Raw genomic sequence first — 12606 nt, forward strand, 5'->3', positions numbered from 1 at the left:
GTACCAAAGTTGAAACTTAGAGAGAAAATGCCTATAATAAAGGCTTTTTGCCCGAAATTTCTTTTTGTTCTTGGAGCTTGATCACTTCGATATCACGTGAGATCATCAATTCTTCATCAGTCGGAACTAACAAAGCAGCGATCTTAGAATCAGGTTTAGTGATAAAACCCTCTTCACCCTTAGAATTGAGCGTATCATCTAGTTTGACGCCCATAAATTCAAGTTCATCACAGACTGATTTTCTGATCACATCGGAATTTTCCCCGATCCCAGCGGTAAAGACGATCCCATCTAAGCCCTTCATTTCGGCATAGTATTGACCGATATAGCGTACGATATTTTTAACGAAGAGCGTAACAGCGATCTGAGCGCGTTTGTTGCCTGCATCTTTGGCGGCGATGACATCACGCATATCAGATGAGACGCCTGAGATCCCCAAAAGTCCAGATCGTCTCGTTAAGATCGAGATCATTTCTTCTGGATCGGTGATGTTTAGTTTTTTCATCATATAGGTGACTAGTTCGACATCAACGTCACCTGAACGAGTAGCCATCGTGACCCCAGTTAGTGGTGTGAAGCCCATCGTTGTATCAAAAGACTTTCCATCTTTGACAGCACATAAAGAAGAACCAGCCCCCAAATGACAAGTGATCAATTTGAGATCTTTGAGTGGTTCGTGCATTAACGCAGCGGCTTGGCGAGCGACATAACGGTGACTGATCCCGTGAGCTCCATAGCGCCGAACGCCGTATTTTTCGTACCATTCAAATGGTACGCTGTAGAGATAATTTTTTTCTGGGATCGAATGATGATAGGCGGTGTCAAAGGAAGCGACAGCTAAAGCATTTGGCAAAAGTTTTTTGAAGACTTTGATACCTAGAAGATTAGCTGGGTTGTGTAAACGAGCTAGATCACTGATCTTTGCGATCTTTTGGATCACATCATCATCGATAACGACGGAATGATCGAAGTATTCGCCCCCAGCCACAACACGATGGCCGACTGCGGTGATCTCGTTTAAGTCTTTGATCAAATGAAGTTCGACCAAAAGTTTCAACAAGAGATCAACGGCAAAAGCGTGATCTGGGATCGGCAGTTCTTGATGATATTTTTGCCCGTTATATTTGACGGTCACACTAGAGCCTTTGATCCCGATCCTGTCTATCAGCCCGCTTGCTAAAACATCTTCGTTGGGGATCGCAAATAATTTGAATTTTAAACTGGAACTACCAGAGTTGATGATCAACGTTTTTTCCATAGTGAGGTAAACCCCTTTCATATAGTTAAATCCATTACTATCATAAGCTAACTAGCATTCGATGTAAACGCTTTAGTTTGTGAAGTGATGAGCTATCATAGTGAAAATGTGTCCGCCAATGTAACGTCTAGTAATAAAAGGGAACACTGTGATGCGTCTATTGCATCACAGTGTTCCCATTGCTTAAAGTAATTAACTCACAAACTCACTTGGATTTAATTTAAAAAAGCTAAAAAGCCATATAAAACGATGAGCATCACAGCTAAGCCCCATTGCCACTTAGGTAGGTGATCTTGAAAGCTAAAGGTTCGCGGATAGCCCTCTAAAAAGCCTTGGACCCGCATTGCTTGTGCTAGCGCATCGGACCATTGTAGGGAAGTCACGATCAATTTTAAATAGAGTGCGGGTGCATAAAAATGATAGGGCTGTTGTTTGTTCAAAGCAGCATAACGCATCGAGCGTAATTGCTTTTGTAAAGAGCTGACCATGTTGGAAGCGGCTAAAAAGCCATAAACAAAGGTCTGGGAGAGCTTGAGATGTAAGACTAAGCTAAATAAGATCTCCTCTAAACTCGTAGTCAAAAGCAGACAACAGCCTAACAATAAATAACAATAAAGCCGGCTGGTGTACAGGGCAGCATTGGCCAAAGCATTTGCTTGACTAAAGGCGATAAAGGACCACCAAGTTCCAAAAGCAAGGGGCAAGCTGATCAATAAGATGAAACAAAGCTTTTTGAAAGCTACGCGTTGACTAGCAAGATAAAGCAAGCATAGGGAGCAAAGAGTGATATTTAGCCATAAAACATGAGCAAAAGCGAGTAATATCCCTAGACCAAGCATGAGAATAACTTGGATCGTAGGGTCTAAGCGAAATTTTGTCAATTTTTGTCTCCTTCTAGCTTTAACGTCTGTTCTTCAAAAACAAGTTCATAGTCCAAATGTTCAGTGATCCCTACGCGTTGATGCGAGGTCAACAAGACAGCGGTCTGTTCAGATCGACAACTGTCTTTGAGTAAATTCAAGCAAGTCTGGATACTAGCTTGATCGAGATTGGCAAAAGGCTCATCTAAAAGTAAGACCGGTTGTCCCATTGCTAAAACACTTAAAAATTGGAGCTTTTGTTGCTGCCCGCCGGAGAGTTGATAAACAGAGCAGTGCTCAAGTTCATCTAATCCAAGGACCTGTTTTGCATGAGCGAACCGCTCTTTTGTCCAATAGTGGGGCGCTAAAGTATTGTGGCTGACAAGTGTGAGTTCTTCTTTAACGGTCGCACAACTAAATTGCACCGTTGCTTCTTGGAGCATGAGTCCGACTTTTTTTGCCCAGCGCTGTTTGAAAAAATGTGGTGGGCGTTGACCGTCATAGCTCAACTTTCCTTGATATGGGATGAGGGTACAAAGCGCTTGAAATAAAGTTGACTTACCCACACCATTTGCACCGCTCAACAGCCCGAGTTGTCCTTTTGGAAGTGTAAAGTCATGTGGTTTCAATAATAGATCTTTACCTCGAGTCAAACTGAGTTGTTTCCAAGTCAATTTCCCGGGTTTTAACGGTCGCGATCTCAGAGGAGCAGGGGAGCTCAACGTCAATTTGGGCAAGTCGAACTTGATGAGGCGACTGTGATCAGCATTGAAGTGATAGGCAAAATCAAGCAGATCTTGGTAGCCACTGGGGGCATGATCAGCAATGATAAAAGTCTTGCCTTGCTTTTTTAATTTCAATAATAGCTTTAATAGTTTGTTTTTACTGGTCGGATCAACGTTAGCAAAGGGTTCATCGAGTAAGATGATCTTACTTTCGGTCGCCAGTACACAGGCAAGGGCAGCTTGTTGCTTTTGGCCACCTGACAGCGTAGAGAGTTGGCGATCTTTGAGCGTAGTTAGTTCTAATTCTTGCAAGATACGTTGTTTTTTGGCAGCGATCTGTTTGGCCGGCAGTTGTAAATTTTCAAGGACAAAGGTCAATTGTTGGTCTAAAGTTGCCATGCAAAAGCGTTTGTCAGGATCTTGAAATAGCATACCGATACGTTTAGCTCGCTCAAAAGGCACGATCTGTTCGAGGGGCTGATTTTCTAAAAATACGCCGCCATGGGTGATCTGTCCGCCAAATTGAGGATATAGTCCACAAAGCAATTTAAAGAAGGTCGATTTACCACTACCCAAAGGAGTTGCTAATAAGCTACAAGTTTGGGGTTCGACGCAAAAATCTAGTTTTTTAAAGAGTGGTGGTCGATCTGGATAGCTAAAAGTCAGCTCTCTAAGTTCTAATTTGACCATTAGACGCGCACCTTAGCTTTTGAGACGAGTTGTGCGATCTGGTAGATAAGTATGCCATCAAAAAAGGCTAAAGAGAGTAGCCGAATACCAAATAAAGTCAATAACATCGAAAGTGGATAGGCCTGATAACCACTTTGGAAATAGTCCCAACAAAAAGTCACGATAGCTGAAAAGATCACAGATAGAGTCAGCGCTTTTTTTCCAAAATTTTTATAACCATAAGTCAAAAAGCCTAATTCACTAGCTGCTCCTTGCAAAGCACCAGTGATCAAGTTAGCAGCGCCCCAGCTGGAAAAGAGCAACATTTCTGCGGTCGCAGCGAGAAATTCGCCTAAAAAAGCAGCCCCCCGACGTTTCAATAAGATCGCTGCCAGTGGCCCTGCCATCAGCCAGATCCCAAGCATCAGATCATTAGCATAAGGTTTGAGAAAAGTCGCAGCTAAAGCATAGTATAGATAGCTTGCACCTTGATAGATCAAACCAAAAAAGGCAGCTAAGAGAGCAAGAAAGATAATGTCTTTGACTTGCCAATGTTGTTTTGTTGAATTTGGATCATATGTTTGCATACAAAAACCCCCTGCTTAGATTATATAAGCAGGGGTGTGGTGGTTTGGGCGCATGAAAAAATGCTAAGCTCCCTCCGCTGGTATTAACCAGATCAGGTGATATGGGTATTTCTCAGCCAAACGGCACCCCAGCTTATATCGCTCACAGTATAGCAATATTTATGTGAGCTGTAAAATATTATGCTTATTGCGCAACACTGACAAAGGTATTGAATTTCAAATATTTATAGTGGAAACGCATGTGTGAATATTCAAACGGTGTGCCGTTATCTAAGAAAAAGACACCTTCCATGATCCCAGTTGGTTCGTATTCATTTAAACCTAATAATTCACGATCGTTAGGCGTTGATGGCTCTGCAAAAACTGAGAGAAATGATTTAGTGACTGATTGATTATGCTTATCTTGCATATAGTTAAAGATCGAACCTTTGATCGTTTGTTGATCTAATTTAGGCACGATCTTGATCGGAATATAGCCTGTTTCGATCATAAATGGTTGGTCATCAAAGAGACGTAAGCGCACGATCTTGTAGACAAAATCTTCTGGATCTAAGAAGAGATCGCGTTGTAATTCTTCACTAGGACGTTCAACGTCAAAGCTTAGGACTTTGACCTTGGGTTTTTTCCCGTCCATTTGGAAGTTATCAGTGACCCCTAAGTTAGAACCTTCTTCGTAGTTGAAGACCGATTCATTTTTGAGATATAGGGGATTGATAAAAGTTCCTGAACCTCTTTTTTTGAAGATGATCCCGTCATTTGCCATACGATTCAAAGCGCGCTTGATCGAGCTACGACTAACATCATATTGACTGGCAAGCGTACGTTCATCGGGTAGTTTCATATCCGGGAATTCATGATCAAAGATCTTTTGTTTGAGATCAGAGATGATCTGTTTATAAATAAGTTCGGCCGTAGTTCTCACCCTTTCACTAGTTCTTATTAAATTCTAGTTAACCACAAGAAGACTAAAACAACAAGAAATAAAAAATAATATGGGTTTTACTAAAATTTTACTAACTATTTTGGCAAATAAATGGTAGAATATCTTTGAGAGAATTGAAACTCATCTGCTGGGAGGAAATAAAATGTCAGTTTTAGTTTTAGGTGGCGCTGGCTATATCGGTTCACACACAGTTGACCGTTTAGTAGACCAAGGCCAAGATGTTGTAGTAGTTGACAGCTTAGTGACAGGTCATCGGGCTGCAGTCAATGATAAGGCTAAGTTTTATCAAGGCGATCTTGCAGATCAAGATTTCATGCGTAAGGTATTTACAGAAAATCCTGAGATCGATGCAGTGATCCACTTTGCAGCTTACTCATTGGTCGCAGAATCAATGAAAAAGCCATTGAAGTATTTTGATAACAATACGGCTGGGATGATCAAGTTGTTAGAAGTTATGAATGAATTTGATATCAAAAATATCGTCTTCTCATCAACTGCAGCAACTTATGGTATTCCTGAAAAGATGCCGATCATGGAAAGTGACCCCCAAGCTCCGATCAACCCTTATGGTGAAAGCAAGTTGATGATGGAAAAGATCATGCGTTGGGCAGATGAAGCATATGGGACAAAGTTTGTCGCATTGCGCTACTTCAACGTGGCGGGGGCTAAGCCGGATGGTTCGATCGGTGAAGATCACGGCCCAGAAACGCATTTGATCCCGATCGTTTTACAAGTAGCTCAAGGTAAGCGTGATAAGTTGCAGATCTTTGGTGATGATTACAACACGCCAGATGGAACGAACGTGCGTGATTATGTGCACCCATTTGACTTAGCGGATGCTCATATTTTAGCGGTAGATTACTTGCGTAAGGGAAATGAGTCTAATGCATTCAACCTAGGTTCTTCGACAGGTTTCTCCAACCTTGAGATCGTTGAAGCAGCTCGCAAGGTAACGGGTAAAGAGATCCCAGCTGAGATCGCCCCAAGACGTGGCGGTGATCCGGATTCCTTGATCGCAAGTTCTGACAAAGCCCGTGAGATCTTAGGCTGGAAGCCAGAATTTGACAACATTGAACGCATCATCGAAACAGCTTGGGCATGGCATTCAAGTCATCCAAACGGTTACGATGACAAATAGAAGTGCAATTCAGAGCGTTTAGAGACGTATAAATAAGAGTCCCCAACATCGTAATGCAAAATACGCATTACGATGTTGGGGACTCTTATTTACTAGTCTCTGCTCTGAATTGCACGTTACGGCTACATAACTAATGCGTATTTTGTATTACAATGTCGGTTGTCTCTGCTCAAAATTGCACGTTACGACCACAAAAAAAGAAATGCCAGTAGACATTTCCTGATATGATCTAGGCAAGTTGGGTCAAGAGTGGTTTTGCCTTGGCATTATCTAGTGGCAAGTAAGCTGGACCAACAGCTGCGCGATCGATCGCCAAACTATAATTACTTGTGAGTGAAGGGACCATTTTTGAAAGCTCATTCAATTGTTCTGAGACAAAGCGAGAAAAGGAGAAGTTACGTTGCTCTTTCATCGTTTTTTCAAGATCAATATTAAAGGTCACATCTAAAAAGCAACCGCTTTCCTTATCAGATAAACGCCATGCTTTACTGTGGTTCTGTCGTGATTCGATTTTTTCAACTACTGTTTCAGTCATATAAAGCCCCTCCTAGAAAAATCTTTGGTTGTATCAACGTCTATACCATACTATGGATCAGAATTTTTTGCAAGCGTTTTACATTCGTTGATAAGCAAATCAGTAGAAATCATTATTTGAGTACTCTAAATAGCGGGGATCTAAGGGATTATCCTCAATGCTTAAGGTTATTTTAAGGGTAAATATGCAAACTATACCAATTTTTGAAGTTTTAAAAAGTCGCTAAACAGCTGTGCAAGCGCTTTAAATAAAAGTGTAAATGCGGTAAAATAAAAGTATTGAAATAACGCATTTATAGGTGAGATTTGGAGGAGATTTTTGATGGATATCTTTAGAAAAGAGCTTGATACCTATGATGGACATACGGTGACTCAGATCACTTTGGTCAATGATAACGGAGTCGAGATCTCGTGCTTGACGATGGGGGCAATTTGGCAAGCTTTTAACGTTCCAAGTGGTGCGGGTAAGAAGAACTTATTATTGAGTTTTGATCATACAAAAGATTACTATGCCAACGCACAAAATATCTGTAAAGCGATCGGTCGTGTTGCTGGTCGGATCGCCCAAGGTAAGTGTGAATTAAACGGAGAACAAGTTCAATTGCCACAAAATGAAAACGGTAATACGTTACACGGGGGCCAAAACGGATTTAGCACTTATAACTGGAACTATACCACTTCACGTAATAAAAATAGTGTGAGTGTTATTTTCCAAAAGAAGATCACTGAGAAAATGGACGGTTTCCCAGGAAATATTTTGGCAACGATCATCTATACTTTAAATAACAATAACAAAGTGACGATCTCCTTTAGTGCATTAGGTGGTTCAAAGGATAGTTTGTTCAACCCAACAAACCATGTATACTTCAATTTGAGCGATCGCCAAGATCTTTCCAGTCACTCACTTAAGATCAACAGCAGTGCAACGTTAGAGACGGGTGAAAATAATATCCCGACCGGACGGGTCAAAGATGTTGAAGATACTCCGCTTGATTTTAGAGACTTCCGTAATGTCAAAGTGGCAGCTGATGAAGCTGATGGCTTTGATGATGCTTTTGTAGTCAACCAGCCAGGGAAAGGAACAGAACCGATCGCTGTTTTACGTGATGAAGACAGCGGACGCCAGATCACGATCGATTCCGATCGCAACGGCTTGGTAATGTATAATATGCCAGCCTTAGATACTGAGATCAAGTTCTCACGTGATCAAGGTAGACCAGCGATCCCAGGTGAAGGCTTAGCGCTTGAAGCTCAAACTTTGCCAGATGCGATCAATCAAGAAAACTTTGGTGATATCATCTTGCCAAAGAACGGTAAGCGTTCATATCATATCCAATTTGCATACGATAAGATCAAATAGCTATTTTAAGACCGTGTTTTATAAAAGCACGGTCTTTTTTTGGGTCTATTTTACCTACTACACTTATCAAGTATTAATGGTATACTTAAATTATTATCTTTAAGTAAGGGGAAAGTTTATGGATCTTTGGAAAAAGTTTATCAATAATGTCTCCTTGAGACGGTTTGTCGTCTTACTAGGCATCATTGGTGTTTTGTATGCTTTACGTAGCTTGATCAGCATCATTTTGCTGACGTTTATCTTTACGTTTCTAGTTGTACAGTTGACAAATTACATTCGGCGGTATGTGAAGATCCCATCGCAATTGATCGTGATCGCGACCTATCTATTGTTTATCGGTTTTATCTACTTGGCAGTGACGATCTATGTACCTAAACTCGCCATCCAAACTGAAGCGATGATCAATTCACTACTGAGTTTTTATCAGCATCCACCACATGGAGCGCAAGATCTGATCCACTATATCGACCGCTACTTTGGTAAGATCGATATCATGCAACAGTTCAAGGGAGGTTTTGGGATCGCGCTAGGCTACCTTAAGAGTTTGGGTTCGATCGGGTTTACATTTGTGATGTCGTTACTGTTGAGTTTCTTTTTTACGATCGAAAAAGATGATCTATATCGTTTTTCTAAAGGCTTTTTGAGTGGACCATTTGCGTGGTTATTTGAAGATATTTATCATTTTGCCAAGATTTTTGTGAATACTTTTGGGGTCGTACTTGAAGCTCAATTTGTGATCGCAGTCGTCAATACGGTGATCACCACGATATGTTTAGCGATCATGAACATGCCCCAACTGTTAAGCTTAGGGATCATGGTCTTTGTTTTGAGTTTAGTCCCTGTGGCTGGGGTGATCATTTCCGCGTTCCCGATGATGTTTATCGGCTATTCGGTCGGTGGGTTGCGCTATGTTTTATATATTGTTATTATGCTGGTCGTTGTTCATGCTTTGGAAGCCTATGTTTTAAATCCAAAATTCATGGCTAGCCGTACGGAATTACCGATGTTTTACACCTTTGTCGTCTTATTTGTTGCGGAACATCTTTTTGGTGTTTGGGGCTTGATCGTGGGGATCCCGATCTTTACCTTTATGCTAGATGTTTTAGGAGTAAAACCGGTCCATTCAAAGAGTGAACGTTTGAAGAAAGTTAGAAAGTTGGAGCGTAAAAATGAATAAGCAAGAATTTTTAGCAGAATATGCTGTTGCCCGCAAAAATACTGATTCGGTCAAATGGGATAATTTAAAAGAAAATTTTGATGCAGAAGATCTATTGCCACTTTGGGTCGCTGATACTGAATTTAAAGCACCAAAAGAAGCGCTTGAAGCTATGAAAAAACGGATCGCCCATGGTGCTTTTGGCTATTCATTAACACCAGATGCGTATTTTGAAGCTTATTTCAAATGGCAAAAAGAACGTTATGGGATCGAATTGCATCGCGAATGGATGCGTTTTGGTACAGGTGTCGTGCAATCTTTGAGCACGCTAGTCAACTTATTGACTCAAAAAGATGACGCTGTTTTGGTCTTGCAACCGGTGTATTATCCATTTATGAAAGTCATCGAAAATAATGAGCGTAAATTAGTCGTTTCTGATCTCAAGAATGAAGCTGGGGTCTACTCAATGGATCTAGCCGATATCGAAGAAAAGATCACTGAAGAGCAAGTGAAGTTATTGATCTTATGTTCACCACATAATCCGGTCGGACGTGTCTGGTCTGAAGCAGAACTAGCTGAGCTGCTTGAACTTTGTCGCCAAAAGCAAGTGCTCGTGATCGCAGATGAGATCCATCATGACCTTTTGTTGACAGATAAACCATTTGTTTCAGCTTTAGAAGTTAGTGAAGGCAAGTATCGTGATAATTTAGTCGTTGTCGATGCTCCATCGAAGACCTTTAACATGGCAGCTCTTCAAAACAGTCATGTGATCATCCCTAATCCACAGATGCGTCAACGCTATGATAAGTTAATTGAACGTTTGGCTGCTCCAGCCGGCAGTATTTTAGGTAAGGTAGCTGCTGCGGCTGCCTATGAACATGGTGCTTTATGGCTTAAAGGTCTATTGGAAACGATCCAAGCTAACTATGACTATACAAAAGAAAATCTAACTAAAGCTTATCCACAGATCGTTATCTCACCGTTAGAAGGAACATATCTAATGTGGATCGATCTTAGTGCAGTTGTGGATCCAGCTAAATTAGAGATCTTTGTAAAAAATAAAGCTGGCTTAGCAGTCGATTTTGGTGATTGGTTCGGCGCTTCTGGTGCAGGGCATATTCGGATCAACTTAGCAACGACACCTGAAAATATCGAGCGTGCCGTGACTGCTTTGTTGAAAGCTTTAGATGAAAATCAACGCTAAATTCACTAAAGCACTATCAATTTTTTGGATTTCAGTGTAAAATTATCTTTGTATCATAAACATAAGAAAGAGGTTTTTACTAAATGGCAAAATTAGTATTTATCCGTCACGGACAAAGTGAATGGAACTTAGAGAACCTTTTCACAGGTTGGGTAGACGTCAACTTGAGTGAACAAGGCGAACGTGAAGCTAAGGAAGCTGGCCGTAAGTTAAAAGAAGCAGGGATCGAATTTGATCAAGCTTACACATCTGTTTTAACACGTGCCATCAAGACTTTGCACTTCGCACTTGAAGAATCAGGCCAATTATGGATCCCTGAAACAAAATCATGGCGCTTGAACGAACGTCACTACGGTGCATTACAAGGCAAGAACAAAGCTGATGCAGCTGAAAAATACGGTGACGAACAAGTTCACATCTGGCGTCGTTCTTACGACGTATTGCCTCCATTATTGGATGCAAACGATGAAGGCTCTGCAGCAAACGATCGTCGTTACGCAGAATTAGACCCACGTATCATCCCTGGCGGTGAAAACTTGAAGGTCACATTGGAACGTGTTATCCCATTCTGGGAAGACAACATCGCTCCAGACTTGTTAGATGGCAAGAACGTTATCGTTGCCGCACACGGTAACTCATTACGTGCCTTGACAAAATACATTGAAAACATCTCTGATGAAGACATCATGGACGTTGAAATGGCAACAGGTCAACCAGTTGTTTATGAATTGGACGACAACTTGAACATTGTCTCCAAAGAAAAGCTTTAATCTTAGTTTTTCTGATAAGAAAAGCGTGCCCTCACTGCGAGAGCACGCTTTTTTGCATAATCTATGTTATGCTAGCGATGAAATAAACAACCGTAGATAATGTCATCAACATAAGGCAACTGAAGAGAAAAAGTGATGAGCGATCATTTTCCAAAAATGTCATACTAAATGTGATGGTAAGCAAAAGTTCTGGATGAAAGTTGAAAGTATGCAATAAAAAATGTAAGCTGAGAAAAACGAAAAGCAACACGATTTGAACTTTTTGTAAAACTTTAAATCTCATGAACAACATCCTTTTTGAAGTAATTGATCTGGAAGTTTCTCGACTGCTGTAAATAATTGAACCATGGAGTCTTTTGATAATTCAGAAAAAGAATTATTTTAAGATGTTAGACCTATTTTTAATTCACTAGCTTTTACAGTTAGTGCAGGTGTAATTGAAAGGTTCAGTGAGAGTATGGTAAAGCATACGATCACAAATTTAAAAAGTTTTTTATACATATATTATTTTCCCCCTCCTATGGTGTCTGCAGATAGTTTTTCCCTATGCATAGTATTGTAAATTAATTGCGCTAAGTTTTATATTATGTTTAGATAGTTTTTTTTGTTATCAAAATATAATATAATATTTTAGTATCATTATTGCTATTACTCATGTGACGTATGTAGCGATCTAAAAGGAGCGTGATCTGATGATGAAGAAAAATTTTAGACTCTTTATTACCAGTGACATCATTTCACAGTTGGGTGCAGGGATGATTTTAGTGGCACTAAATTGGTATATCATTGATATTTACCATTCAAATAGTTTGATAGCGATCGTTGCTAATATAAACGTTGTTGCGGGGATGTTTATTTCTCTAATCGCTATGGGAGTACTTAAGTGTATAAACGCTAAATGGTTAGCTATAAGTTCGTATTGTTTTAGAATATTTTTTATTGTACTGGCTTTGGTACTTTTTAAAATGAATTTAGATAAGAAATTAGCGATCTATTTATTGGCACTAAGTGGGGGGATCGGTTGGAATCTGTATTTTCCAGCATCAAAAGATATTTTAAATAGTTTTACGGCAGAAGATAATACCTTACAGATCAATTCATTTGCTGAAATTTCAATGCAAGTTGGCTTATTAGCTGCAACTTTATTTTCAGGAATATTGTATCGCTATGTGGGTTTTGAAAATATTTTAGTGATAGGGATCATTTTATTTGTAAGTTCGTTACTTATTTTTTCAGCAGTTAAGTATTCTAAACAAAATAAAATCAAAGTTGATGAAAAAGTAAAACTTTTTCCATATCTTCTCAAGGAAAAATGGTTACTTTTGTTAGGGATAGTACTCTATATTCCATTTATTGGGACAAATGTTATTACAACTGCTCTTCCTGGGTATATTAAAGATCA

The 12606-nt window shown here is 40.1% G+C and carries 12 protein-coding genes and 1 riboswitch; of the genes, 6 read left to right on the top strand and 6 right to left on the bottom strand.

The window, feature by feature from the left end; all coding sequences use genetic code 11:
• Positions 1 to 31: 31 nt before the first annotated feature.
• The 5 genes from Q9Q35_RS05365 to Q9Q35_RS05385 all read right to left on the bottom strand — a co-directional run bounded on the left by Q9Q35_RS05365 (position 32) and on the right by Q9Q35_RS05385 (position 5021).
• Entirely contained in the window at positions 32 to 1258 is a 1227-nt protein-coding gene (locus tag Q9Q35_RS05365) for an acetate/propionate family kinase (protein WP_304652481.1), read from the bottom strand.
• 215 nt (positions 1259 to 1473) lie between these two features.
• The gene (locus tag Q9Q35_RS05370) at positions 1474 to 2139 is read right to left on the bottom strand and encodes an ABC transporter permease (protein WP_304652482.1); all 666 of its coding nucleotides are present in this window, start codon (positions 2137 to 2139) and stop codon (positions 1474 to 1476) included.
• Positions 2136 to 3533 (bottom strand): ATP-binding cassette domain-containing protein, encoded by a 1398-nt coding sequence (locus Q9Q35_RS05375; RefSeq protein WP_304652483.1) that lies wholly within the window; start codon positions 3531 to 3533, stop codon positions 2136 to 2138. Before Q9Q35_RS05375 ends, Q9Q35_RS05370 begins: the two co-directional genes overlap by 4 nt.
• Positions 3533 to 4099: an ECF transporter S component gene (locus Q9Q35_RS05380; protein WP_304652484.1), complete on the bottom strand. Its 567-nt coding sequence runs from the start codon at positions 4097 to 4099 to the stop codon at positions 3533 to 3535. The genes Q9Q35_RS05375 and Q9Q35_RS05380 overlap by 1 nt, the downstream gene beginning before the upstream one ends.
• A gap of 52 nt (positions 4100 to 4151) precedes the next feature.
• Positions 4152 to 4240, bottom strand: a riboswitch (TPP riboswitch).
• Positions 4241 to 4283: 43 nt separating this feature from the next.
• Positions 4284 to 5021, bottom strand: coding sequence for a GntR family transcriptional regulator (locus Q9Q35_RS05385; RefSeq protein ID WP_304652485.1), 738 nt, complete (start codon positions 5019 to 5021; stop codon positions 4284 to 4286).
• Between the two features lie 163 nt (positions 5022 to 5184).
• On the opposite strand from Q9Q35_RS05385, the gene galE reads away from it, so the two are divergent.
• Entirely contained in the window at positions 5185 to 6180 is a 996-nt protein-coding gene (gene galE, locus Q9Q35_RS05390; RefSeq protein WP_304652486.1) for a UDP-glucose 4-epimerase GalE, read from the top strand.
• A 229-nt stretch (positions 6181 to 6409) separates the two neighbouring features.
• Here galE and Q9Q35_RS05395 read toward each other — a convergent pair whose 3' ends face one another.
• Positions 6410 to 6715: a hypothetical protein gene (locus Q9Q35_RS05395; RefSeq protein ID WP_004050454.1), complete on the bottom strand. Its 306-nt coding sequence runs from the start codon at positions 6713 to 6715 to the stop codon at positions 6410 to 6412.
• A gap of 321 nt (positions 6716 to 7036) precedes the next feature.
• On the opposite strand from Q9Q35_RS05395, the gene Q9Q35_RS05400 reads away from it, so the two are divergent.
• From Q9Q35_RS05400 to Q9Q35_RS05420, 5 genes are all read left to right on the top strand, one after another.
• Entirely contained in the window at positions 7037 to 8074 is a 1038-nt protein-coding gene (locus tag Q9Q35_RS05400) for an aldose epimerase family protein (protein ID WP_304652487.1), read from the top strand.
• A gap of 118 nt (positions 8075 to 8192) precedes the next feature.
• On the top strand, positions 8193 to 9251 hold the full coding sequence (locus tag Q9Q35_RS05405) for an AI-2E family transporter (protein WP_304652488.1): 1059 nt from the start codon (positions 8193 to 8195) through the stop codon (positions 9249 to 9251).
• Positions 9244 to 10434, top strand: coding sequence for a MalY/PatB family protein (locus tag Q9Q35_RS05410; RefSeq protein ID WP_304652489.1), 1191 nt, complete (start codon positions 9244 to 9246; stop codon positions 10432 to 10434). The genes Q9Q35_RS05405 and Q9Q35_RS05410 overlap by 8 nt, the downstream gene beginning before the upstream one ends.
• Before the next feature lie 83 nt (positions 10435 to 10517).
• Positions 10518 to 11204, top strand: a complete 687-nt coding sequence (locus Q9Q35_RS05415) for a 2,3-diphosphoglycerate-dependent phosphoglycerate mutase (protein ID WP_035448552.1) — start codon at positions 10518 to 10520, stop codon at positions 11202 to 11204.
• 692 nt (positions 11205 to 11896) lie between these two features.
• Positions 11897 to 12606, top strand: a 710-nt coding sequence (locus Q9Q35_RS05420; RefSeq protein ID WP_304652490.1) for an MFS transporter, incomplete at its 3' end; no start/stop codon positions are given.

It is taken from the genome of uncultured Ligilactobacillus sp., from assembly GCF_948826705.1.
In the GTDB taxonomy this organism is placed as follows: Bacteria; Bacillota; Bacilli; order Lactobacillales; family Lactobacillaceae; genus Ligilactobacillus.

Bases quoted from the DNA above. Each gene is read 5' to 3' on its own strand.
- galE (WP_304652486.1), top strand. From the start codon at position 5,185: ATGTCAGTTTTAGTTTTAGGTGGCGCTGGCTATATCGGTTCACACACA.
- Q9Q35_RS05380 (WP_304652484.1), bottom strand. From the start codon at position 4,099: ATGCAAACATATGATCCAAATTCAACAAAACAACATTGGCAAGTCAAA.
- Q9Q35_RS05395 (WP_004050454.1), bottom strand. From the start codon at position 6,715: ATGACTGAAACAGTAGTTGAAAAAATCGAATCACGACAGAACCACAGT.
- Q9Q35_RS05415 (WP_035448552.1), top strand. From the start codon at position 10,518: ATGGCAAAATTAGTATTTATCCGTCACGGACAAAGTGAATGGAACTTA.
- Q9Q35_RS05375 (WP_304652483.1), bottom strand. From the start codon at position 3,533: ATGGTCAAATTAGAACTTAGAGAGCTGACTTTTAGCTATCCAGATCGA.
- Q9Q35_RS05405 (WP_304652488.1), top strand. From the start codon at position 8,193: ATGGATCTTTGGAAAAAGTTTATCAATAATGTCTCCTTGAGACGGTTT.
- Q9Q35_RS05365 (WP_304652481.1), bottom strand. From the start codon at position 1,258: ATGGAAAAAACGTTGATCATCAACTCTGGTAGTTCCAGTTTAAAATTC.
- Q9Q35_RS05410 (WP_304652489.1), top strand. From the start codon at position 9,244: ATGAATAAGCAAGAATTTTTAGCAGAATATGCTGTTGCCCGCAAAAAT.
- Q9Q35_RS05400 (WP_304652487.1), top strand. From the start codon at position 7,037: ATGGATATCTTTAGAAAAGAGCTTGATACCTATGATGGACATACGGTG.